Origin of the sequence: Chryseobacterium daecheongense, assembly GCF_003729955.1 — a bacterium.
Lineage (GTDB): Bacteria > Bacteroidota > Bacteroidia > Flavobacteriales > Weeksellaceae > Chryseobacterium > Chryseobacterium daecheongense.
Window position 1 is genome coordinate 48,140 of record NZ_RJTX01000001.1, and the last position, 24,139, is coordinate 72,278.

18 protein-coding genes and 1 pseudogene are annotated in these 24,139 nt (G+C 35.9%); 15 read left to right on the forward strand and 4 right to left on the reverse strand.

Annotation, left to right across the window (positions count from 1 at the left end):
* The first annotated feature begins 126 nt into the window (after positions 1 to 126).
* From EGI05_RS00250 to guaA, 15 genes are all read left to right on the forward strand, one after another.
* Positions 127 to 2,871 carry a SusC/RagA family TonB-linked outer membrane protein gene (locus tag EGI05_RS00250; protein WP_123261078.1) on the forward strand — a complete coding sequence of 915 codons (2,745 nt, stop codon included), beginning with the start codon at positions 127 to 129 and terminating at the stop codon, positions 2,869 to 2,871.
* Between the two features lie 12 nt (positions 2,872 to 2,883).
* Positions 2,884 to 4,482: a RagB/SusD family nutrient uptake outer membrane protein gene (locus EGI05_RS00255; RefSeq protein ID WP_123261079.1), complete on the forward strand. Its 1,599-nt coding sequence runs from the start codon at positions 2,884 to 2,886 to the stop codon at positions 4,480 to 4,482.
* Positions 4,483 to 4,503: 21 nt separating this feature from the next.
* Positions 4,504 to 5,610 (forward strand): SusE domain-containing protein, encoded by a 1,107-nt coding sequence (locus EGI05_RS00260; RefSeq protein ID WP_123261080.1) that lies wholly within the window; start codon positions 4,504 to 4,506, stop codon positions 5,608 to 5,610.
* An 81-nt stretch (positions 5,611 to 5,691) separates the two neighbouring features.
* On the forward strand, positions 5,692 to 7,848 hold the full coding sequence (locus EGI05_RS00265; protein ID WP_123261081.1) for a glycoside hydrolase family 97 protein: 2,157 nt from the start codon (positions 5,692 to 5,694) through the stop codon (positions 7,846 to 7,848).
* A 76-nt stretch (positions 7,849 to 7,924) separates the two neighbouring features.
* Positions 7,925 to 9,772 (forward strand): glycoside hydrolase family 13 protein, encoded by a 1,848-nt coding sequence (locus EGI05_RS00270; RefSeq protein WP_123262531.1) that lies wholly within the window; start codon positions 7,925 to 7,927, stop codon positions 9,770 to 9,772.
* A 24-nt stretch (positions 9,773 to 9,796) separates the two neighbouring features.
* Complete coding sequence (locus tag EGI05_RS00275) at positions 9,797 to 10,318, forward strand: nuclear transport factor 2 family protein (protein WP_123261082.1); 522 nt, start codon at positions 9,797 to 9,799, stop codon at positions 10,316 to 10,318.
* Entirely contained in the window at positions 10,318 to 11,724 is a 1,407-nt protein-coding gene (locus EGI05_RS00280) for an MFS transporter (RefSeq protein ID WP_123261083.1), read from the forward strand. The genes EGI05_RS00275 and EGI05_RS00280 overlap by 1 nt, the downstream gene beginning before the upstream one ends.
* A gap of 104 nt (positions 11,725 to 11,828) precedes the next feature.
* Entirely contained in the window at positions 11,829 to 12,296 is a 468-nt protein-coding gene (locus EGI05_RS00285) for a hypothetical protein (protein WP_123261084.1), read from the forward strand.
* Positions 12,297 to 12,587: 291 nt separating this feature from the next.
* The gene (locus EGI05_RS00290; protein WP_123261085.1) at positions 12,588 to 13,316 is read left to right on the forward strand and encodes a pirin family protein; all 729 of its coding nucleotides are present in this window, start codon (positions 12,588 to 12,590) and stop codon (positions 13,314 to 13,316) included.
* A gap of 123 nt (positions 13,317 to 13,439) precedes the next feature.
* Positions 13,440 to 13,991, forward strand: a complete 552-nt coding sequence (locus tag EGI05_RS00295; protein ID WP_123261086.1) for an NADPH-dependent FMN reductase — start codon at positions 13,440 to 13,442, stop codon at positions 13,989 to 13,991.
* A gap of 210 nt (positions 13,992 to 14,201) precedes the next feature.
* On the forward strand, positions 14,202 to 15,194 hold the full coding sequence (purM, locus tag EGI05_RS00300) for a phosphoribosylformylglycinamidine cyclo-ligase (RefSeq protein ID WP_123261087.1): 993 nt from the start codon (positions 14,202 to 14,204) through the stop codon (positions 15,192 to 15,194).
* A 76-nt stretch (positions 15,195 to 15,270) separates the two neighbouring features.
* Entirely contained in the window at positions 15,271 to 15,843 is a 573-nt protein-coding gene (gene purN / locus EGI05_RS00305) for a phosphoribosylglycinamide formyltransferase (protein WP_123261088.1), read from the forward strand.
* 176 nt (positions 15,844 to 16,019) lie between these two features.
* Positions 16,020 to 17,537: a bifunctional phosphoribosylaminoimidazolecarboxamide formyltransferase/IMP cyclohydrolase gene (purH, locus tag EGI05_RS00310; RefSeq protein ID WP_123261089.1), complete on the forward strand. Its 1,518-nt coding sequence runs from the start codon at positions 16,020 to 16,022 to the stop codon at positions 17,535 to 17,537.
* Positions 17,538 to 17,626: 89 nt separating this feature from the next.
* Positions 17,627 to 18,865 (forward strand): phosphoribosylamine--glycine ligase, encoded by a 1,239-nt coding sequence (gene purD, locus EGI05_RS00315; protein WP_123261090.1) that lies wholly within the window; start codon positions 17,627 to 17,629, stop codon positions 18,863 to 18,865.
* A 180-nt stretch (positions 18,866 to 19,045) separates the two neighbouring features.
* Complete coding sequence (gene guaA, locus EGI05_RS00320; RefSeq protein WP_123261091.1) at positions 19,046 to 20,575, forward strand: glutamine-hydrolyzing GMP synthase; 1,530 nt, start codon at positions 19,046 to 19,048, stop codon at positions 20,573 to 20,575.
* 229 nt (positions 20,576 to 20,804) lie between these two features.
* Here guaA and EGI05_RS00325 read toward each other — a convergent pair whose 3' ends face one another.
* The 4 genes and pseudogenes from EGI05_RS00325 to EGI05_RS00345 all read right to left on the reverse strand — a co-directional run bounded on the left by EGI05_RS00325 (position 20,805) and on the right by EGI05_RS00345 (position 24,138).
* Positions 20,805 to 21,506 (reverse strand): hypothetical protein, encoded by a 702-nt coding sequence (locus EGI05_RS00325; RefSeq protein WP_123261092.1) that lies wholly within the window; start codon positions 21,504 to 21,506, stop codon positions 20,805 to 20,807.
* A gap of 803 nt (positions 21,507 to 22,309) precedes the next feature.
* Positions 22,310 to 22,567, reverse strand: a pseudogene (locus EGI05_RS18245) (RHS repeat-associated core domain-containing protein); the annotation flags it as partial.
* Positions 22,568 to 22,798: 231 nt separating this feature from the next.
* Entirely contained in the window at positions 22,799 to 23,482 is a 684-nt protein-coding gene (locus EGI05_RS00340) for a hypothetical protein (RefSeq protein WP_123261095.1), read from the reverse strand.
* A gap of 5 nt (positions 23,483 to 23,487) precedes the next feature.
* Positions 23,488 to 24,138 (reverse strand): hypothetical protein, encoded by a 651-nt coding sequence (locus tag EGI05_RS00345; protein WP_123261096.1) that lies wholly within the window; start codon positions 24,136 to 24,138, stop codon positions 23,488 to 23,490.
* Position 24,139 lies beyond the last annotated feature (1 nt).

Consider the following 24,139-nt stretch of genomic DNA (forward strand, 5'->3'; position numbering starts at 1 on the left):
CAATATACATAAATTCACTAAATTTTTCAATGAATTGATGGGAATTATAATTTTTTTATAAATTGCGAGTCTGGGTTCTACCCAATGTGATTGTACAAAAATAAGAAACTATAAAAAGACAATATTGTGAAAAACTTTACAACGGTATTAAAAATTGCGCCTGCATTTTTACTGGCAAGTACAGTAATCCATGCGCAGACAAAAGATTCTATAACTAAGGAAAACAAAATTGAAGAAGTTGTATTGATCGGTTACGGTAAGCAGAAAAAATCTGATGTTACCGGTTCCATCACCTCTGTAACAGCAAAAGACTTCAATGGCGGGGCAACTTCAGCCGGACAATTGATTCAAGGTAAAACACCGGGAGTGCAGATCACCAATAATAGTGGTGCACCTGGATCCGGAACAGCGATTAGAATCAGAGGCACAGCTTCATTGAATGGAAATAACTCTCCTTTGATCGTAATTGACGGAGTTCCTCAAGATTTCGTGGGAGTAAACGGAGCTTCAGATCCATTATCATTGATTAACCCTAATGATATTGAAACATTTGACATTTTAAAAGATGCTTCTGCTACAGCAATCTATGGTAACCGTGCAACAAATGGGGTTATCTTGATTACAACAAAAAAGGGAAGTGCAGGGAAATTTAAGGTAAACTTCTCTACAGTAGCTTCTATTTCTGAAAAAATGGGAAATGTAGATGTTTTGAATGCTGATGAATTCAGAAATTTTGTGAATACGTATGCTTCTAACGCTTACAAAGCAAAATTAGGAACTGCTAACACAAACTGGCAGGATCTTATTTATCAGACAGCATGGGGAACAGATAACAATGTCGCATTTTCGGGAGGTGTCAAAGGACTGCCTTACCGTTTATCCATTGGGTACAATGAGCAGAATGGTATCGTAAGAACCAACTCTTTCAGAAGAACATCTGTAGGCTTGAATTTAAGTCCTAAATTTTTTGACAATCATTTATCAGTAAATGTGAATGCAAAAGGAACATTTACGGACAATAGATTTGCTGACGGAGGTGTAATTAAATCTGCAACTTATTTTGATCCAACTCAGCCCGTATATTCCGGTAATTCCAATTATGGCGGATACTATGAATGGCTTCTGAATGGTGGATTAAACGTAAATGCTAACGCAAATCCATTAGCATCTTTAATGGCAATTCATGACGTTTCTTCAGTAACCAGAGGACTGGGAAACGTTCAGTTAGATTATAAGTTTCATTTCTTGCCAGAATTACATTTCAATGTGAATGCTGGATACGATTACACTAAGAGTGAAGGACAAAAGAAAATTGATGCAAGATATAAGGCCGGATTTAATGATAAGGGAAGCGCGAGCCTTTACAGTATGGAGAAAAAGAATAAGCTATTAGAGACTTACTTCAATTATGTAAAGAATATTTCTGCAATTAACACAGGAGTAGACCTTACAGCAGGGTATTCTTACCAGGATTTCAGAACTATTATTCCGGGATCTATTAACTATAAAGGAAATGCTCCAACTCAGGTTAATAATGATTTTGAAACTCAAAATACACTACTTTCCTTCTATGGAAGAGCGATTTTCACAATTGCTAATAAATATGTGATCTCAGGATCGATCAGAAGAGACGGATCTTCCAGATTCTTTAACGGAACAAGAGATAATTTATGGGGGAATTTCCCAGGAGTTTCTGTTGCTTGGAAGTTGAATGAGGAAAGCTTCATAAAGAATATCTCTTCCATCAGCAATTTGAAATTAAGAGCAGGATGGGGTAAAACAGGACAACAGGAATTACCGGCATTAGATGGAAACAAACCATTTAATTATCCAGCTTATGCTGCATACAACCCGAGTGGCGTGGGAGCTAATTATCAATTCGGTAATCAGTTTTACTTCATGTACCGTCCTAATATCTACAACCCGAATCTTACTTGGGAAACCACTACTACTAAGAACGTTGGTCTAGATTTCGGATTCCTTAACAATAGAATTACAGGATCTATTGACTGGTTCAGAAAAGATACTGAAAACCTATTAGTGAATACTAGTATTGCAGCAGGAGACTTGAGTAACCAAAACTTACTTAACGTAGGAAATATGGAAAATCAAGGGATTGAAGGTAGTATTACTGTAATTCCGGTTAAAAACCAAAACACAACTTGGGAAGTAAGCTTCAATGCTACCCATTACAAACCAGAAATCACCAAGCTTTTAGAAAGAGCAGATGCTACATTCAACATTCCGGTAGGAGGAATTGAAGGTGGTGCAGGAAATACGATCCAGGCTCATGCTGTAGGATACGCTCCTAATGCCTTCTGGGTGTATCAACAAGTATATGATAACAACGGGAAACCTGTTGACGGAGTATATGTAGACAGAAACGGAGACGGAAAAATAGATACTTTTGATAAGTACTATTACAAATCTACTACTCCGGATGCTATTCTAGGATTCTCTACAAAAGTATCTTATAAAGATTGGGATTTCGGATTAAGCGCAAGAGCAGTATTAGGAAATTATGTGTATAACAACGCGGCTTCCAACAGCTCATTACAATCTGCCTCTACCAATGAATATTTACAGAACGTATATTCTACAGCACCGCAATATCAGTTTGCAGTACCACAATACTTCTCTGATATCTATGTGGAAAATGCATCATTCCTAAGATTAGATAATATCAATATCGGATATAATTTCGGACAGGTATTTTCTAAAGGAAGTAATTTAAAAGTATATGGAATGGCACAGAATGTTTTTGTAATTACAAAATATTCCGGAATTGACCCTGAAGTTTTCGGAGGGATAGACAATGGTTATTATCAAATGCCTAGAATTTATTCATTAGGTTTTAATTTTCAATTTTAATTAGTTAGCGAGATGAGATCAAATAAATTAACAAGAAATATAATCTTAACAGCTGCTGTAGTTGGACTGTTGTCAGCAACTTCATGTGTTAAGGACTTAGAAAGAGAGCCTATTACGGATGTTACCTCTGCAAGTGTGTTTGCAGATTTTAAAAATTATCCTAATGCTTTAGCTAAGCTCTACGGAGGTTTAGCAATGGGAGGTCAAGTAAGTGGAGATGGTGGAACATATCCTGACAGCGATATTAACGGTATCAATGGTGGGTTTTCTCAATACACCAGATTGCTATACACTATGCAGGTAATTTCTACAGATGAAGCAGTAATCGGGTGGAATGACGGAAACCTTCATACAATCCATAAAATGACTTGGGATTCTTCCAATGAATTTATTGCTGCATTATATTATAGAATTTATGCAGAGATTGCTTTCTGTAATGAATTTTTAAGAAATGTAACGGATGAAAAACTCGCCTCTAATAATATTACAGGGAATGACCTGACCGAGGCAAAATATATGCGTGCAGAGGCAAGATTTTTGAGAGCACAATCTTATTATCATGCTTTGGACTTATTCGGAAACGTACCTTTTGTAGATGAAAGCTATATTCCGGGTTCTGTAAACCCGCCTCAAAGAATTGAAAGAGCAGCTTTATTTAATTATGTTGAGCAAGAACTATTAACTTGTGCCAACGAATTAAAAGACCCAAAAGCAAATGCGTATGGTAGAGCAGATAAAGCAGCCGCATGGTCATTATTGGCAAGATTGTATTTGAATGCGGGTGTATATACAGGAACACAGAGAAATAATGACTGTATTACATACTGTAACAAAGTGATCGGAGCAGGGTATTCATTAAAATCTAATTACGGCTCATTATTCTTAGCTGATAACAATGTTAATAACCCTGAAGCGATTTTCACGGTTAATTTCGATGGAATTAATACCCAGACAAATGGAGGGACTACTTATTTGGTTCACGCTTCTGTAGGAGGTACAATGCCTGCTGCTGATTTCGGAATCAATGGAGGTTGGAGTGGGATCAGAACAACAAAGGCTTTCGTTGGAAAGTTCCCTACCAATGGTTCAGATAAAAGAGGAAACTTCTATACAAGTGGACAAAACCTTGAGATCAATGATTTAGGTTCATTCAACGACGGGTACGCTTTCATTAAATTCAAAAATGTGAAAAGCGATGGAACGCCGGGAGCACACAACAACTGGGTGGAAGCTGATATTCCATTGTACCGTTTAGCGGATATTTATCTGATGTATGCTGAAGCTACCCTTAGAGGAGGTAACGGAAGTATGCCAACTGCTATTGGCTATGTCAATCAGTTAAGACAAAGAGCTTATGGAAATACAAGCGGAGATGTTACTGCTATTAACCTGGATTTCATTTTAGATGAAAGAGCAAGAGAATTATCCTGGGAAATGACAAGAAGAACGGATCTTATCAGATACGGACGATTTACTACAGCTGATTATTTATGGCCTTGGAAAGGAAATATTAAAGACGGAAAAGCTGTTGAAAGCTATAGAAATCTTTATCCGATCCCTGCTAAAGATATTGTCGCAAATCCTAATTTGGTTCAAAATCAAGGGTATTAATTTTAAAAAAACACTATTAAAATGAAACATTTATTTAAAATATTTGCTGTTGCTTTGATGGCGATTCTTTTTATCTCATGTGAAAAAGATGAAGATCAAGCAATATTGGGGGATGGAACAACACCTACTTTAAAAGCTGATAAAACCAGTGTCGTATTAATAAAAGATAATGAAGCGAACCCAGCAATAAAATTTGACTGGACCAATCCTCAGTTTCAGACTCAGGTGGCACTTAAAAATACTTTACAGCTTGCAAAAACAGGAACCAATTTTCAAAGTCCGGGTGAATCAATTGTTACAGCAAATGATTTAAAAGTTACTTATACAGTAGCAGAGCTTAATAAACTGGGGTTGGATGCAGGGCTTGTACCTGGTGTTGCAACAACGGTTGAGGTAAGATTAAAATCGGAAGTAGGAAAAACAGTTTTGTACTCTAATGTTGTGACTCTTACTGTTACTACTTATTTAACAGCTTACCCTTCTTTTTATATTGTGGGTGATGCCTCTGCTGTGGGTTGGAATGCCGGAACCTCACAATTGCTTTACCAAAAAGACAACTTCTCTACCATCTATACATACCTTGAAAATGGGAAATATTTCAGATTCTTAGGACAGCAGGACTGGAATCCTCTGAACTATAGTTTAGATGTTGCAGGGATGAATGCAGGAAACAGATATTTCAAAACCTGGTCTACCAATTTAGCACCATCCACTCCTGAAAATATTCAGTTTACGGGGGCTACAGGAATGTATAAAATTGTAATTGATGCAGACGCTACTCAAAAGTCTATTAATGTATCAGCTTCTCCGATTGCAGTTTGGAATCCTGCCAATTTATATCTGGTAGGAACTGTAAACGGTTGGAATTCTGCGGCAGCTATTCCAATGACTAATTTAGGAAATGGCAAATTCGAGCATACAATTGCTTTGCCTGCTGCTTCTGAATTTAAATTCCTAGGCCAACTAAGCTGGGGAGATCTGGATTGGGGAAATATTTCTGCTGATGGAAACACAGGATATCTTGGTCCGAAAGGAAGCAACGGAAACATTAAATTCGATGGAACCGGAGGAAATTATAAAATTTCAGTAGACCTTAAAATGGGTACTTACAAAATACAACCTTTATAGTAAAATAGGGTTAAATTTTAAAGGTAAAGTGTTGCTTTTTAGCAGCACTTTATTTATTTTTAAAACTTATAAATAGTCATTATGAAGAAAATTACAGTTGGAGCTTTATTGTTCTCAATGATGTTCGCAGGCGTTAATGCACAGTCTTTAAAATCACCGGACGGAAAGTTCGAAATGAACTTCCAGTTAAAACAGGGAGTCCCTTATTATAACTTGAAATACAACGGGGCTACAGTAGTGGAGGATTCTAAATTAGGATTGAGATTATTTAAAGATACCTCTATAAAATTCGCTTCCGAAATTGCAAAACCGGAAGATGCTAAATTTGATCTGAACAATGGTTTTACAAAGACAGACGAAAAAAGAGATTCCAAAAATGAAACCTGGAAACCTGTCTTGGGAGAAAAGAAAAACTATATCAATCATTATAACGAATTAGCAGTTACACTTAATCAAGCTTCTACAGACAGAAGTATTGTGGTGAAATTCAGATTGTTCAATGATGGTTTAGGGTTCAGATATGAGTTTCCTCAACAGAAAAATCTTAACTATTTTGTCATCAGAGAGGAAGATTCAGAGATTGATTTTCCTACAGATATGAAAGCCTGGTGGATCGTAGCTGACTATGATTCCCAAGAATATAAATACCAAACTACTAAAGTTTCTGAAATCCCTGGAAAATGGGAAAGTGCTACCGATTCTAACGCTTCTCAGACGTTAATCAAAAATGCGGTTCAGTCCCCTTTAATGCTGAAAAAAGAAGGAAAAGATCCTTTATATGTGAATGTTGCTGAAGCTGCAGTTCTCAACTATCCTGCTTCGCATTTAGAAGTAGATGCCCAGAATTTTAAATTCAAAACCCATCTTACAGCCGACAGACAGGGAGCAAAAGGATATATCCAGACTCCATCAACCACACCTTGGAGAACCATTATTGTTTCACCAAAAGCAGAAGAGGTGATGGATTCCAAAATGCTTTTCAACCTGAATGAACCTACAAAATATACCGACACTTCTTACATCCACCCTACAAAATATATGGGAGTTTGGTGGGAAATGATCATCGGAAAATCGCAGTGGGCTTATTCTACTGCGGAAAATGTACATTTAGGAGTAACTGATTTTAGTAAACTTACTCCTAATGGAAAACACGCAGCCAATAATGATAAAGTAAAGGAATATATTGACTTTGCAGCAGAGAATGGTTTCGGCGGGCTTCTTATTGAAGGTTGGAATATAGGTTGGGAAGACTGGTTCGGCCACTCAAAAGAATTTGTTTTCGATTTCATTACCCCTTATCCGGATTTTGATATCAAAATGTTGAATGATTATGCTCATTCTAAAGGAATTAAACTGATCATGCACCATGAAACTTCCGGTTCTGCAACGAACTATGAAAGATGGGCAGATAAAGCATTCCAATTGATGAATAAATACGGGTATGATGCTGTAAAATCAGGATATGTAGGTGATATTATTCCGAGAGGAGAGCACCATTACTCTCAATGGACCATTAACCATTACTACAGAATTGCTGAGAAAGCCAATGATTATAAAATCATGCTCAATTCTCACGAATCCGTACGTCCTACAGGAGAAAGCCGTACCTATCCAAACTATATTTCTGCTGAAGCAGCCCGAGGAACAGAATTCGAAGCTTTCGGGGGTAACAATCCGGATCATCAGACTATTTTACCGTTTACAAGATGGATGGGAGGCCCAATGGATTATACACCGGGAATTTTCCAGACCAAATTGGACTATTATTTCCCTGGAGACCAGCGTTTCGTTAAAACCACTTTAGTGAAGCAATTGGCCTTGTATGTAGTGATGTATATGCCGATTCAGATGGCAGCAGACCTGCCTGAAAACTATAAAAAGCATATGGATGCGTTCCAGTTTATCAAAGATGTGGCTGCAGACTGGGATGATACCAAAATCTTATCGGCAGAGCCGGGAGATTATATCGTAACGGCCAGAAAAGCTAAAGGGACGGAAAACTGGTTCGTAGGAGGTATTACAGATGAAAACAAACGTGATTATACGGTAGATTTCTCTTTCCTGGATAAAGGTAAAAAGTATGAGGCAACCATCTATGAAGACGGAAAAGATGCAGATTACATTAATAATCCTCAAAGCTATAACATCTATAAAAAACAGATTACAAGTAAATCTAAAATTAATTTCAAAATGGTAAGAAGCGGAGGTTTTGCGATCTCTATCAAACCCGTCAATTAATTTAAGATTGAAAATCATAATGAAAAACCTTATGGGTGAATCACCTGTAAGGTTTTTTAATCAAATTCAAGATGAAATGAAAAAAATATACACCATAATTGCTCTTTCGGCAGCGGCTTTAGCATTTTCTCAAAAGCCATTGGAAAAAGTAGAACCTGCCTTTTGGTGGAAAGGAATGAAAAATCCTGAACTTCAGATTCTGGTTTACGGAAAAGATATTGCTAAAAATGAAGTGGAGCTCTCAGACGGGATTCAGATTAAAAATATTCAGAAAGTTGAAAATCCAAACTACGTTTTTCTTACTGTAAATACTAATGAGATTAATGTTCCTCAATTTAAGATCAATATTAAAAACAGGAAAAAGAACATTGGTTCCTATACCTATCAATTAAAGCAAAGACAACCCGATTCCGCTGATCGCGATTCCTTTACTTCCAAAGATGTTATCTATCTTATAATGCCCGATCGTTTCGCTAACGGGAACCCTGCAAATGATAACACCAAAGATACTGCCGAAAAGTCAAACCGAAAAGATCCGGGAGGACGTCATGGCGGAGATATTGAAGGGATCATCAAAAACCTGGATTATCTTAAGGATATGGGAGTTACTGCTGTTTGGAATACACCTTTGTTGGAAGACAATGAACCTTCATATTCTTATCACGGCTACGCACAGAGCGATTATTATAAAATTGACCCGCGTTACGGATCTAATGAAGACTATCAAAGATTAGCTAGTGAGCTTCATAAGCGGGATATGAAACTTATTATGGATTATGTGACCAATCATTGGGGATCACAAAGCTGGATTATTAAGGACCTTCCCTCAAAAGACTGGATTCATTATTGGAAAGAAGGTGAAAAAGGCTTTAAACGAAGCAACTACAGGATGACCACACAGTTTGATACCAATGCAGCAAAAACAGATGCGGAAAACTGTATGGACGGATGGTTTGATACCACTATGCCAGATATGAATCAAAGCAATCCTTTGGTAGTCAATTATATGGTTCAGAATGCAGTTTGGTGGACAGAATTTGCAGGGCTGGATGGATTACGTGTAGATACCTATTCTTATAATGACAAAAAGGGAATTGCAGAATGGACGAAAAGAATTACGGATGAATACCCGAATTTGAACATTGTGGGAGAAGTCTGGATGCATGATCAGGCGCAAATGTCCTATTGGCAGAAAGACAGTAAGATTGCAGCCATAGAAAACTACAACTCTCATCTTCCTTCTGTCATGGATTTTACCTTACACGATGCTATAGGTCATGTTTTTAAAGAGAATTCAGGGTGGGATTCCGGGATACAGAGAGTCTACGATAATTTTGCCAATGATTTTCTTTATCCTAATATTAATAATATCCTCGTATTTGCTGAAAATCACGATACACAAAGATTTAATCAGTCATATCCCAATATTCAGGATTATAAACTGGCAATGACATTAATTTTAACTGTTCGCGGAATTCCTCAATTATATTATGGTTCAGAGATCGGAATGGCCGGGGACAAAGGAAAAGGGGACGGAGATATTCGCCGTGATTTTCCGGGGGGCTGGAATGGTGATTCCAATAATGCTTTTGTGAAATCCGGAAGAACCGATTCTCAGAATCAGTATTTTGACTTTACTAAAAAACTGCTGAACTGGCGCAAGTCCAAAGAAGTGATTCATACAGGAAAAACCTTGCATTACGTTCCGGAAAACAATGTGTATGTTTATTTCCGATACAATGATAAAGAACGAGTAATGACAGTAATCAACAATAACACAGAAGCTCAGGTTCTGAACTTAAAGAGATTTTCAGAAGGGATTAAAAACGTTTCTAAAGGAAAAGATATTATTTCAGGAAAAGAAGTTTCTTTAGAGAATAGTTTGAACATACCTGCAAAAACCTCGATGATCATTGAATTATAATTAATCAACCCCAATTAATTCTAAATGAAAAAAACAAGATTTCTCTATATGGTAATGCTCTTTTTACTGAGTTTTACCGGAATTTCAGCTCAATCAAAAAATAAGTTTGAAAAGGAAAAAGCAGAGATCAGTACAATGCTTGATGGATTTAATATAGCCGCAGCAAAATCTGATTATGAAGGATATTTCAATTATTTCGCGGATGAGTCTACTTTCATCGGGACAGATGCTACCGAAATCTGGAGTAAAAAAGAATTCATGGTTTGGGCAAAACCTTATTTCGATAAAAAAAGAACCTGGAATTTCACTGCCCTTAAAAGAAACATTTATTTCAGCAAAGACGGAAAACTGGCCTGGTTTGATGAGCTTCTGGATACTCAGATGAAAATCTGCCGTGGTTCAGGAGTAGTAGAAAAAATAAACGGACAATGGAAAGTAAGACAGTACGTCCTTTCTGTGACAGTTCCTAACGACGTTGTAGATAAAGTGGTGGCTGAAAAAGCCCCAATTGAAGATGCATTGATCAAACAATTAAAAACAAAATAATGGAAAAAAATATAGACGGGTTATTGGGCCAAAAAAAGAAGCCTAATTTATCACTGCTCCAGATCATCAACATGAGCATGGGATTCCTGGGAATTCAGATGGCTTTTGGGTTACAGAACGGAAATGCGAGTAGAATTCTTGCCAATTTTGGAGCTGATGTTCACGAATTATCCTGGTTTTGGCTGGTAGCACCCATTACGGGGTTGATCGTTCAACCGATTATAGGACATATGGGAGACAATACCTGGAGTCCGCTCGGAAGAAGAAAACCTTACTTTTTAATTGGTGCGGTTTTGTGTGCTATTGGTTTGGTCATGCTTCCTAATGCCGCTTCTGCAACTCAAATGATGGCCGCGAATGTTTTGGTAATGGCAGTTATCTTTCTAGCCATGATGGACGCTTCCATTAATGTGGCCATGGAACCTTTCCGTGCTTTGGTAGGAGATATGCTTCCGAAACATCAGGCAACGATTGGTTTTTCTGTACAGACGATTTTAATTGGAATCGGTGCGGTGATTGGTTCCGATTTACCAGGTTGGCTGACGAAAATGGGAATTTCCAACGAGGCTCCAAAAGGATACGTGGCAGATAATGTTATTTATGCATTTTATATTGGTGCCGCAGTTTTGATTTTATCCATTTTATATACCATTTTTACGACCAGAGAATATTCACCGGAAGAATTTGCCTCATTTGAAGGAGGAAAACCTATTGTAGAAAATGGATCAAAATTCTCAGACCTTTTCAAAGATTTCAAAAATGTACCTTCCCAGATGAAGAAACTGGGAATTGTGCAGTTCTTTTCCTGGTTTGCATTATTTACCATGTGGGTTTTCACTACCAGTGCTTTGGCAACCCATCATTTCGGACTATCTCCTGAGGATACCCATTCCGCAGAATTCAATAAAGCCGGAGATTTAACGGGAAGCTTATTCGGCAGCTATAATTTCTACGCTATTTTCTTTGCTTTTGCCCTGACTCCGATTGCTCAGTTTATTGGTAAAAAACGAACTCATGCCTTAGCGTTGGCTTGCGGAGGATTGGGATTAATCTCCATGTATTTTATAAAAGATATACACAGTCTGTGGATTTCAATGATAGGATTGGGGTTTGCTTGGGCTAGTATTTTAGCAATGCCTTATGCGATGCTGATAGATTCTATTCCGCAAAAGAAAATGGGAGTGTATATGGGAATTTTCAACTTTTTCATCGTTATCCCGCAAATTATCAATGGAGTTTTCGGAGGTCCTATCGTAAGTGGAGTTTTTGGAAAACAGGCTATTGATTATATTGTGGTTGGAGGGATATGTATGTTATTAGGAGCTATCCTTACCATGATTTTCATCAAAGAAGAACATGAAACTCCGAAAGAAATTGAAGAAGAGATTCAACAGGTGCATTTTTAAAGCAAAATCTCAACATTAATAAAAGACTTGCGGTTGTAAATTTTTTAAACAGTATCTTTCAAAATAAAATACAGAATATTCTGTTTAATTATTAAATTTGACTTATGCGAAAGAATCTTTATTTCATTATATTGTTTTTCCTTGTGAGCTGCTATACCTACCAGGTTAAGAAACCAATGGATCCGGTAAGCGACAATAAATCTGGATCAAAAAATAATGCTGCTCTTGCTAATAATACTGCAATGCAGGTGAAAAGTCCAGCAGCTGGGTCTCAAAACCCAAATTCTCAGCAAATGCCTGTTCCGATCAATGTTCAGGAAAAGCTTACACCTAATAAAAATGTTAAAATTGACGTTGATGGCAAGGCTTATAAAATAATAGTTGACCGTTGGGAAAAAGATAGTCTGGTTGCGCATCCGATTCATAATCCTAAAAAAATTCTGAAATTCCATAAAAGTCAGATTAATAGCGAGAGAATTGCTGAAAAACGATTTTCGCAGCCTATAGCTGATATTATTACTGTTCTTGCTTATGCCGGTATCGGTATTGCCGTTTGGTCTCTTCTGCAATAAGTTTTAAATTTTATTTAAGCAATTTAATTTTTCATTCAGATATAAAATTTAAAATCAAAATATTCAAAAAAAGCGGATTCAAAAGAGTCCGCTTTATTGTATACCTACAAAAAATATTTTTCATTATCAATTTTCACTTTAAGCATATATTTTTTTGTTTTGTAAAAGACCTTTCGGAGTTCCATTCTGGAGGAAATATTTCGTTATCGGTCACCATAATTCCGTTCTTATCCTACGTCAATGTTTTGAGATAGCTGTATAATGTACATTTGTACCATAAATAAATCAGATATGAAAACAGTATATCATAAAGCAGATTCAAGAGGTCACGCAGACCACGGTTGGTTAAACAGCTATCATACTTTTAGCTTTGCCAATTATCAAAATCCGGAAAGAACACATTTTGGTGTTTTAAGAGTATTGAATGACGATACCGTTACCCAGGGAATGGGATTCGGAACACACCCTCACAGAGATATGGAGATCATTTCCATTCCTTTGGAAGGAGATTTGGAACATAAAGATTCTATGGGAACCACAGCAGTAATCAGAAAAGGAGAGATTCAGGTAATGAGTGCCGGAACAGGAATTATGCACAGCGAATACAACAAGAATAAAGACGTACCTGTTAAATTCCTTCAAATCTGGGTGTTTCCAAGAGAGATCAACCTTGAGCCGAGATATGACCAAAAAAGCATTAAAGAAGGAGAAAAAATAAATGGTTTCCAACAAATTTTGTCTCCTGATAAAAATGATGACGGAGTTTGGATTCATCAGGATGCTTGGTTCAACATTGCTAATTTTACCAAAGGAAACGGGAAGAATTATATGCTGAACAAAAAAGGAAACGGCGTGTATGCTTTTGTATTAAAAGGAAGTGCCAAAATAGGCGACAGAATTTTGAATGAAAGGGATGGGTTAGGAATCTGGGATACGCAGAGCTTTAATATAGAAGCTGTAGAAGATACAGAGGTTTTATTGATGGAAGTACCTATGGAATTACCTTCTTATTTGGCGTAAAATAAAACTTTCCTTCGTTTGGGGACAAATTTAAAGTTTTTGACGGGGGAGGTTTAAAACAACTGAAACTCGACAATTATTACGATATTTGTCATAAAAATTACAGTATAATTAAAATAAGCAATGAAAATTTTAGCAATAGCAGGAAGCAATTCCGAAGTTTCAATGAACAGACAATTAGTGGCGTATGCGTCTACTTTGTTTGACAATGCAGAAGTGGAAGTAGTAGATTTAAATCCTTTCGAAATGCCGATTTATAAGCACGAAAGAGAGCTTAAAGATGGTGTTCCGCAGGAAGCAAAAGATTTTGCAGCAAAAATTGATGCGGCAAACCTACTGTTGGTTTCCTTACCGGAACACAACGGAACTTACTCAACCGCTTTTAAAAATGTATTCGATTGGGTTTCCCGAATCAAGGACAGAACAGTCTGGAATGAGGTGCCGATGTTGTTGATGTCAGCTGCACCGGGAGCAAGAGGTGGAGCAGGTGTTTTAGAGGCTGCAACCAAGCGTTTTCCTTTCCACGGTGGAAATATTGTAGAAACTTTTTCGCTTCCGTTTTTCAATGATAATTTTGATAAAGCAGGTCAGAAGATTTCTAATGAAGAGAAAGACAATGAGTTAAGAGAGAAAATCAAGAAGATTTCTGCTATTGAAACTATCCTTGAAAAATAGAATTTGAATATTAATTTAAAATTAATATCTTTGCAAAAAGAAAAATAATGAAAATTCAGACCAATTTTAAAGAATGTTTTTCCAAGAAAGGAGAAACTGTGGGCTCTGAAATTCTGAGATAACATAACGGCCGATAATCTACCAAGATTGTCGGCTTTTTATTTTCTGAAAACCGATATAAAAAGTTTGAAATAAATTTCTAAAAGTACAATGAGCAACACTTACAAATCTGCGGGCGTAGACAAAGAGGAAGGTTACAAAACCGTTGACAAGATAAAAAAAGCGGTGGGTGAAACCCATAATTCCAATGTATTGAACCATTTGGGAAGTTTTGGGGCTTTCTACGAAATAGGAGGGTACAAGAACCCTGTTTTGGTTTCCGGAACAGATGGAGTAGGAACCAAGCTGAAAGTAGCTTTGGATACCCAAAAGTATGACTCTATCGGTGTAGATTGTTTCGCGATGTGTGCCAATGATATTCTTTGCCATGGGGCAAAACCATTATTCTTTTTAGATTACCTGGCTTGCGGAAAACTGGATTCTGAAATTGCTGCAGAAATCGTTTTAGGAATGGTAGAAGCTTGTAAGGATAATAATTGTGCATTGATTGGTGGGGAAACCGCTGAAATGCCTGGGATGTATCAGCCGGGAGATTATGATGTGGCAGGATTCTGTGTAGGGATCGTAGAGAAAGATCAGATTATCGACGGTTCCAAAATCAAAGCAGGAGACAAGATTATTGCATTGCCAAGTTCAGGTTTCCACTCGAACGGATTTTCACTGGTAAGAAAAGTATTCCCGAATTTTGAAGAAGAATTTGAAGGAAAGCCATTATATGAAACCCTTTTAGTTCCTACAAGATTGTATTATAAAGACATCCATAAAGTGATCGGAGAAGTACAGGTTGCAGGAATTGCTCACATTACAGGAGGAGGTTTATATGAAAACGTTCCAAGAATTATCCCTGAAGGATTATGTGCTTCCATTGATGCATCAAAAATCAGGATTCCAAGCATTATGCTTGAATTGGAAAAAAGAGGTGGTGTAGCTCGTGAAGAAATGTTCGGAACATTCAATATGGGAGTGGGAATGACAATTGTTGTAGATGCAGAACACGCAGAAAAAGTATTACATCTTTTGGATGATGCCTATGAAATCGGAGAAATAACAAAAGGAAGCGAGAAAATCCATTTATCAATATAACAATTGATCAATGTATCAGTGTACCAATAACAATATGGTTACATTGATAAACTGATACATTGTTACATTTAATAACATGAAAAACATCGTTGTACTCGTTTCAGGTTCCGGAACCAACCTTCAAAGAATCATAGATACTATTGACAATGGAGAGATCCAGAATGCCAAAGTCACTCTGGTTGTTGCCGACAGAGAGTGTTATGGGCTGGAAAGAGCAAAGAATCATCATATTGAAAATATACTGATTCCGAGAGGAAAGAATTTCAGCAGTGAGTTGAGTAAAGTAATCCCTGAAAATACAGATTTAATCGTATTGGCCGGATTCCTGTCTATTCTGAAACCTGAATTCTGCGAAGCCTGGAAAGGTAAAATCATTAATATCCATCCTGCGATGCTTCCGAAGTTCGGAGGAAAAGGAATGTGGGGAATGAATGTTCACAATGCCGTTATTGAGGCTAAAGAAAAAGAAAGTGGTGCAACGGTTCATTTTGTAACATCAGGAATTGATGAGGGAGAAATTATTCTTCAGAAATGTTTTGAAGTGACGGAAAACGACACTCCTGAAACATTAGCACAAAAAGTACATCAGATAGAATATGAAATCTTCCCGAAGGCCATCAATAAAGTATTAAATAATGTACTCAGCTGATAATTGAGCAGTTGACCAATTATTGACCGCTTTTATATTAATAAAAAACACATTTAGATTTTGAAAAAATATTTCGAAAGCATTTGAAAAAATCTAAGTAAAATAAAGTAAATCCGGGGGTGAAAGACCGGAATACAGTTTGAAATAGCTGTAAAAAGTAAAAAATCGAAAGTAAAATGAGTAAAAAACGAGTTTTAATCAGTGTTTCTGACAAAAGCGGGTTAATAGAATTCGCGCAGTTTTTGGAAGCCCAGAATTATGAATTAATTTCTACGGGAGGAACTTTCAAACATTTGAAAGATGCTGGTTTAAATCCAATTCAGATTGATGAGGTTACCAATTTCCCTGAAATGCTTGATGGAAGAGTGAAGACCTTACACCCTAAAGTTCATGGCGGGCTTTTGGCTGTACGTTCCAACGAAGAGCATATGAAGACCGTTCAGGAGCACGGAATTGGGTTGATAGACATGGTGATCGTGAATCTTTATCCTTTCTTTGAGAATGTAAACAAAGACATTTCTTTACATGAAAAGGTAGAATTCATCGATATCGGTGGTCCTTCCATGCTACGTTCTGCAGCTAAGAACTTTGACTCTGTTACCGTAATTACTGATGTGGAAGATTATACCACAGTAAAACTGGAAATGGAGCAAAACGGTGATACGTATATTGAAACCCGTAAGAAATTGGCCGGTAAAGTATTCAATCTTACTTCTGCTTACGATGCAGCTATTTCAAGAATGCTTTTAGATGAAGAATATCCTACGTATTTAAATGCATCCTATAAGAAAGTTTCTGACCTGAGATACGGAGAAAATCCACATCAGACAGCAGCTTATTATGTTTCTACTTTTGAAAACGGGGCGATGAAGGATTTTGAACAGTTAGGTGGAAAAGAGCTTTCTTTCAACAATCTTCGTGATATGGACCTTTGCTGGAAAGTGGTAAACGAGTTCAAAGAAGAAATGGCTTGTTGTGCCGTGAAACATTCTACACCTTGTGGAGTGGCGATCGGAACTTCAGCTTTGGAAACCTATCAGAAAACTTTCGAATGTGATCCGGTTTCCATCTTTGGCGGAATTGTTGCCATGAACTACAAAATTGATGCGGCAACAGCTGAAGAATTGAATAAAACATTCCTTGAAATTGTAATGGCTCCTGATTTTGATGAAGATGCCTTAGAAATTTTAAGAAAGAAAAAGAATTTAAGAATTATAAAAATTGTAAATCCTGTTTCTGATAAGCAGATGTGGGTGAAGATTGATGGTGGAATGCTGGTTCAGGATTATGATACTCATTTCTCTGAAGACATCAAAGTAGTAACCAACGTACAGCCTACCGAAGAACAGAAAAAAGCATTGTTGTTCTCTCAGAGAGTTGTGAAGTATGTGAAATCCAATGCTATTGTTGTTTCCAACGGAATCCAGGCTTTTGGAATCGGTGGAGGTCAGGTAAACAGAATCTGGGCGACACAGCAAGCTATTGAAAGAGCAAAAGAGAAGTTTTCGGGAGATTTGGTATTGGCCTCAGATGCTTTCTTCCCATTCCGCGATGTTGTAGATTTCTGCGCTCAGGAAGGTATCAAAGCGATCATTCAGCCAGGTGGAAGTGTAAAAGACCAGGACAGCATCGATGCGGCTAATGAGCATGCGATTCCGATGATGTTTACAGGGATGAGACACTTTTTACACTAATTAAAATAGAATTAAAATTGGTTTTGAGATTGTATTTATAGCATTCAAAATTATATATTTGTAAAATTAGACTAGTTAATTAATAAAGTATGAGAATATTAATCATAGGTGAAGGTGGAAGAGAATCTGCGTTGGCAGCAAAACTTCATAAAGACTCCAGAGTTACTAAAATGTTTTTTGCTAACGGAAACGCTACTACCGATGCAATAGGGAAAAATGTTCATTTATCAGAAATCAAAGAACTTAGAGATTTCGCTATCAAAGAAAAAGTAGATTTAACGATTGTAGGTCCTGAAGCACCATTGGTAGCTGGTTTGAAGGACGAATTCAAAAAACACGATCTTAAAGTTTTCGGTCCTGATCAGAAAGTAGCAAGTCTTGAAGGAAGTAAGGCTTTCTCTAAGAAGTTTATGCAGACCTATGATATCAAAACAGCAAAAGCTGTGGTATTTGATTCATATCCTGATGCAAAAGCATATGTTCAGACCCAGGAATATCCGCTGGTGGTTAAAGCAAGTGGTTTGGCAGGTGGAAAAGGAGTAGTGATCTGTGACACCATTGAAGAAGCAGAAGCTACGATCCACGATTTCATGATCCGTAGGATTTATGGTGATGCAGGGATCCAATTGGTTATCGAGGAATATTTACAAGGTTTTGAGGCTTCTATCATTGCATTCTCAAACGGTGAAAAATTATTCCCATGTATTCCTGTAAAAGATTACAAAAAAGCAGGAAACGGTGATAAAGGTCCAAATACAGGAGGTATGGGATCTGTAGCACCCAGTCCTGAGTTTACCCAGGAACATTATGCAGATTTCGAAAAAAATATCCTAGAAACAACTATTAAAGGTCTTAAAGGAGAAGGCTTTAGTTTCAAAGGAATCATTTTCTTCGGATTGATGGTGACGAAAAAAGGAACTTACCTTCTTGAATATAACATGAGATTTGGTGATCCTGAAACTCAGGTTCTGATGGCTCTTATGGAAAACAACCTTTTGGATGTGATCAATGACTGTATGAACGGTAAAGATATCCAGCTTAGATTCAAAGATGAAAAAGCGGTTTGTCTGGTAATGTGTTCAGGAGGTTACCCGAGAAATATCGAGACAGGCTTTGAGATTGTAGGAGAAAACAAAGTGAAGCATAGCCAGCTTTTATATGCTGGTGCGATCAAAAAAGGAGATAAAGTGGTTTCTAACGGCGGTAGAGTACTGAATCTGGTTGCTACAGGGGCTACTTATGATGAGGCCCGTAAGAAAGTTTATGAAGATGCCATTCCTGTTCACTTCGACTATAGTTTCTACAGAGAAGACATCGGAAAATTCTAATAAAAATCACGAAAAAAGATTTGGAGCGCTTCCAAGTCTTTTTTTGTAAAAACATTTAAATCGGCAATATGCTTTAAGCGGTAAGCGACAGGCTTTATAAAGGTCGAACAAGCCTATTGCATGCTGCTTGTAGCTTAAAGCTCTATTATCAATTATTAATTATTAATTATCAATTATATAATGAACAACGGTATTATCATATTAGATTTCGGATCCCAGTACAACCAGCTTATCGGAAGAAGAATCCGTGAGATGGGGGTATATTCTGAAATCCTGCCTTTCAATACACCTCTACAAACTATTATAGAAAAACAGCCAAAAGGGATCATCCTTTCCGGCGGACCAAGCTCAGTGAATGCAGAAAATGCCCACTTAGTTGAGAAAGAACTATATGAGCAGGGAATACCTGTATTGGGAATCTGCTACGGAATGCAGCTAACAGCTCATGTTTTAGGCGGAAAAGTACATAAAGGAGTGAAAGGTGAGTATGGAAAAGCCCACCTGGAAATTGTAAAAGAGAGTGCTTTACTTCAAGGGGTTTCTCAAAACTCTGTCGTTTGGATGAGCCACTTTGATGAAGTAGGAATGCCTCCTCCTGGTTTTGAGCTGAATGCGACTTCCGGAGTTATTGCTTCCATTTCTAATGCTGAAAGAAATATTTACTGTGTTCAGTTCCACCCGGAAGTTTCCCATACGGAAGAAGGTGGTAAAATGCTTGAAAATTTCGTGTTCGGAATCTGTAAAGCGGAGAAAAACTGGAAATTAACCAATTATATCGAGAAAACAGTTGCTGAGATTCGTGAAAAAGTAGGAGATAACAAGGTAATCCTTGGACTTTCAGGTGGAGTGGATTCTTCTGTAGCGGCTGTTTTGATCCATAAAGCGATCGGTGACCAATTAACCTGTATTTTCGTAGATACCGGTCTATTAAGGAAGAATGAAGGCCAGAAAGTAATGGATAACTATGGAGAGCATTTCCATATGAATATCAAAATGGTGGATGCTTCCAAAAGATTTTTATCCAAGCTTGAAGGAGTTGATGATCCTGAACAGAAAAGAAAGATCATCGGAAACGAGTTCATTCATGTTTTTGATGAAGAATCTCATAAAATTGAGGGTGCTAAGTTTTTGGCACAGGGAACCATTTATCCGGATGTGATCGAAAGTCAGTCGGTGAACGGACCTTCAGCGGTAATCAAATCCCATCACAATGTAGGTGGACTTCCGGAAGATATGGAATTCGAATTATTAGAGCCATTAAGAGAGCTTTTCAAGGATGAAGTAAGAAAGGTAGGAGAGGAGCTTGGAATTCCACATCATTTGGTATACAGACACCCTTTTCCGGGACCAGGTTTAGGAATCAGAGTTTTAGGAGCGGTAGATGCTGAAAAAGTAAAGATTCTTCAGGAAGCAGATGATATTTTCATTGAAGAGCTCTATAAAAATGACCTGTACGAAAAAGTTTCTCAGGCTTTCGTAGTATTGCTTCCGGTAAAATCCGTAGGAGTAATGGGAGATGAGAGAACGTATGAATATACTGCAGTAGTTCGTTCTGCGAATACGATAGACTTTATGACGGCAACATGGAGCAAGCTACCTTATGAGTTTCTTGAAACGGTTTCCAACAGAATCATCAACGAGGTAAGAGGGATCAACAGAGTAGCGTATGATATCTCTAGCAAACCGCCAGCAACGATAGAATGGGAATAACCCGATAAAAAATACCCTAAAAAAACATTTTATGACTTTACTCATAAAATGTTTTTTTTTTAGGAGGTAACTTTGTAGCGGAATTAAATAATTTCAAATAATTTTTTTTTCATCATTTGTGTTTTTTACCTCCCGAAAGGGAGGTTTTTTATATTATAAACAGATTGTGTGTATAAAAATAAACCGAGCAATCTCAGATCACTCGGTTTTTTGGTTTTTATCACCACAACTAAAAAATAGTATAAATAAATGGAACTGTATTGCTTTCAAGTTTGCCATCAAAAAAAATATATTTTTTGAGTTTTTGTTTTTGCTTTAGAGTTAAATATTCCTGGACTTTCTTATCTATGCATAGTTGGAGTGTTAAAGCATAATTTTTTTTATCATTCAAAACATAATAATCATAAAAAAATGTATCTCCCCGTTTTATATCAAAAATATCCAGTTTCATTTTTAAGATTAAGTTTTGTTTTGGTGTTAAGAATAGGAGGTGATTCATTACGTATAAATTTCTTTTAGCTTCAAAATCACTTTTTAAGCCATTTTCTTTTTGCCATCTTGTTATTTTCCTCTTTTCTTTTTGATCTTTTCTATTTAACTTTTCAAGTTGATCATCTCCTGAATGATAACTTCTAATTAAAGATATAGCTGGCTCATTTGTTACTCTATCTTTGAAGACTACTGTAAATGCAAAAAAATTATAGGGATTATTAAAATTATGAATACCACTGCAAAGTTCATCAGAATTATATCCTTTAAAACTTTTTTTATCTAAAGGTATTGCATAATAACTGTTAGTTAAGTTAGTAATACTAATTGTTATTTCTGACGTTGATGAAGAGGTTTTTTCTAATGAAACAATTTTAACATCTATTTGTCCAAAACATAGAGTATATAACAAAAAGATTATAAGGGTTATTGTTTTTCTCATTTTTTTATCTTTGATTTTGCGTTATTAATAAATAAATTATAGGAGTTAAGTAGGTTAGGAAGATTATTTTTAACAATATCAATAGCTGTTTGTTCATATCTAGCCTGTATGTTTCTTGCCTCTGGGCCGTGAACTCGATAAGTATAATCCCATGCATTGGAAATATCTGGGTGGCTCCATCTTTCTTCCCATGAATAAGATATGAATTCTGAAAAATATCCAAAAGCATTACTTTCATTTCTACCCTTTAAATTTACTGTTTCATAAAAGTTTGGTAAAAAATAATCGGTTATCGAATGATTCATTTCATGTCCAATAGCATAAGCTAACACTAATACATTTGATATATTGCTCATATTTAATAAGATTTTATATCCTTCAGCTTTTGCCATAATATCTTTTCTTGTGGTTTTTTCGAAAAATACACTGGCAGATAACTTTTGTCCAGCTACAATGTTAAGTATAATGTTTAGTTCATTAAATACATCTACATTTAATAGCTTAGCCGCATGTTCAAATTTAGCTTTTGTATTAAGTGGATCTTTAAATCCACCTGCTTCTAGACGATCTATCATAGAAAATAATGCTCCAACTGAACCATTCTTATTTAGCAAATAATCTTGGAAAAATGCAAAAAACATTTTATCAGTAGTAAAAATTCCACCGTTTCCGCCACCGCCACTATTATCGCCTGTCATAAAGGTATTATATCCTTTTTTATCAGGTGATCTCCAGTTTATATGATGATAATTATTAAAATCCTCCATTTCACTATGCCAAACACCATTAGAATCATAAGAACCCATACCATCAGGATCAGTAAAAACAACAGGATTGTCCATCGCATAATGATAAGGCGACCATCTTCTGTAGCTTTCTGCTAAAGGATCAATAACTCCCCATCTTCCCAGATCCGGCATATACATTCTGGCTCCGAAGTCATACATACCATTTTCCTGAAGCTCCTTACCATTAAATTTGTATTGGTAAGCATTCTGGGTAGTGGCTGTGTAATTATGCAGCATCCCGAAAGGGTAGTAGTCGTTATTTTCTACAATTTCTCCGGGCTTTTAGTAATCTATACACATCTGACTCCATCCAGATTTGGAACATTGTACCACTTTGTATTGTCTTGGCTGGATAATGCCATATTGACCTTTTACAAAAAAACGAACCATTTAAAATTAGAGTATTGATTTCAACACTCTAATTTTTTGTTCTGTTTGAAGTGTATTAAGGATTATAAACTTTTTGTCCTAAGAAAGATAACAACTCCACAATAACAATGATAATCAAACATGCATAAAGAAAACTTTTTCATTTTGATTATTCTTTTGAATTAAAGAATGTAGACTTTTAAAAGGATAGTTTTTATAAATTTTTGTATTAATAGCATATAGTTCGTTATTATAACTTATAAAGCTTACTGACATCTCTTCTTTTGGAGTAGAATATATAAAATCTCCTCTTTCTTTATTATTAAAAGAAATATTCAGATAATTACCTTTAAAAACAATTTCAGTAAATCCACCATTTAAGTTTTGTAATTCCTTTCCATCTATATAATATTTAATATTTGTTATATTAAATGGATAATCATAAAAACCAAAATAACGAGCGACTTGTTCGTCAAAATCAGGAGGAAAAGATATCATATTGTTGTTTTCTTTAAAATCTTTAAGAGATTTGTGTATTGATAGTCCATCATTAATTCCCCCTAATTTAGTAACAGTAATATAGTGTTGACCATTAACAATAGCATTAAAACCTATATGCTTTTTATCATAATTAAAACTTTTTAAATACTCAACTTTTAAATTGGGAGCATTAAGTAAATTTTCTAAAGTAATTTCAGGCTTTAACCTACTTACTTCTAATTTACTGGAATACTTTGAAAATATAATCGACTTATATGCTACATAACTTATTACAGTAACAATTATAACTAAACTTGCATAAAAAAACTTTTTTCTCATTTTAATTATTCTTTGTTAATTAAAGAATGTAGACTTTTAAAAGAATAGTTTTTATATATTTTTGTATTAATGGCATATAATTCGTTATTATAGTTTATAAAGCTTACTGACATCTCTTCATTTGGAGTAATAAACCCGAAATCTTTTTTGTTTTTATTATTGAATGAAATATTCAGATAATTACCCTTAAAAATAATTTCAGTAAATTGATTATTTAAAATTTGTAATTCTTTACCATCCAGATAGTATCCAATTTCTTTTATATTAAAAGGATAACTAAAAGGATCTATATAACGACTTACTTGTTCGTCTATATCAATAGGTGGAAATCCAATGACATCATTTTTGTCAAAATTTTTGTCAATTTTGTTCAATTTTAAATTACTATTGATCCTTCCTAGTTTTGTAACAGTAATATAATATTTGTTATCAACTATTCCATTAAAACCTATCCATTTTTTATCATAACTAAAACTTTTTAAATACTCAACTTTTAAATTGGGAGCATTGAGTAAATTTTCTAAATTAATTTCAGGCTTTAACTTACTTACTTCCAATTTACTGGAATACTTTGAGAATACAATTGACTTATATGCTACATAACTGATTACAGTAACAATTATAACTAAACTTGCATAAAAAAACTTTTTTCTCATT

What these genes read in the sequence shown, in the direction of transcription:
- EGI05_RS00325 (WP_123261092.1), bottom strand. Translation starts at nt 21,506, where the DNA reads ATGAGAAAAACAATAACCCTTATAATCTTTTTGTTATATACTCTATGT.
- EGI05_RS00270 (WP_123262531.1), top strand. Translation starts at nt 7,925, where the DNA reads ATGAAAAAAATATACACCATAATTGCTCTTTCGGCAGCGGCTTTAGCA.
- guaA (WP_123261091.1), top strand. Translation starts at nt 19,046, where the DNA reads ATGAACAACGGTATTATCATATTAGATTTCGGATCCCAGTACAACCAG.
- EGI05_RS00280 (WP_123261083.1), top strand. Translation starts at nt 10,318, where the DNA reads ATGGAAAAAAATATAGACGGGTTATTGGGCCAAAAAAAGAAGCCTAAT.
- EGI05_RS00340 (WP_123261095.1), bottom strand. Translation starts at nt 23,482, where the DNA reads ATGAGAAAAAAGTTTTTTTATGCAAGTTTAGTTATAATTGTTACTGTA.
- purD (WP_123261090.1), top strand. Translation starts at nt 17,627, where the DNA reads ATGAGAATATTAATCATAGGTGAAGGTGGAAGAGAATCTGCGTTGGCA.
- EGI05_RS00345 (WP_123261096.1), bottom strand. Translation starts at nt 24,138, where the DNA reads ATGAGAAAAAAGTTTTTTTATGCAAGTTTAGTTATAATTGTTACTGTA.
- EGI05_RS00295 (WP_123261086.1), top strand. Translation starts at nt 13,440, where the DNA reads ATGAAAATTTTAGCAATAGCAGGAAGCAATTCCGAAGTTTCAATGAAC.
- EGI05_RS00255 (WP_123261079.1), top strand. Translation starts at nt 2,884, where the DNA reads ATGAGATCAAATAAATTAACAAGAAATATAATCTTAACAGCTGCTGTA.
- EGI05_RS00265 (WP_123261081.1), top strand. Translation starts at nt 5,692, where the DNA reads ATGAAGAAAATTACAGTTGGAGCTTTATTGTTCTCAATGATGTTCGCA.
- purH (WP_123261089.1), top strand. Translation starts at nt 16,020, where the DNA reads ATGAGTAAAAAACGAGTTTTAATCAGTGTTTCTGACAAAAGCGGGTTA.
- EGI05_RS00285 (WP_123261084.1), top strand. Translation starts at nt 11,829, where the DNA reads ATGCGAAAGAATCTTTATTTCATTATATTGTTTTTCCTTGTGAGCTGC.
- purM (WP_123261087.1), top strand. Translation starts at nt 14,202, where the DNA reads ATGAGCAACACTTACAAATCTGCGGGCGTAGACAAAGAGGAAGGTTAC.
- EGI05_RS00290 (WP_123261085.1), top strand. Translation starts at nt 12,588, where the DNA reads ATGAAAACAGTATATCATAAAGCAGATTCAAGAGGTCACGCAGACCAC.
- purN (WP_123261088.1), top strand. Translation starts at nt 15,271, where the DNA reads ATGAAAAACATCGTTGTACTCGTTTCAGGTTCCGGAACCAACCTTCAA.
- EGI05_RS00260 (WP_123261080.1), top strand. Translation starts at nt 4,504, where the DNA reads ATGAAACATTTATTTAAAATATTTGCTGTTGCTTTGATGGCGATTCTT.
- EGI05_RS00275 (WP_123261082.1), top strand. Translation starts at nt 9,797, where the DNA reads ATGAAAAAAACAAGATTTCTCTATATGGTAATGCTCTTTTTACTGAGT.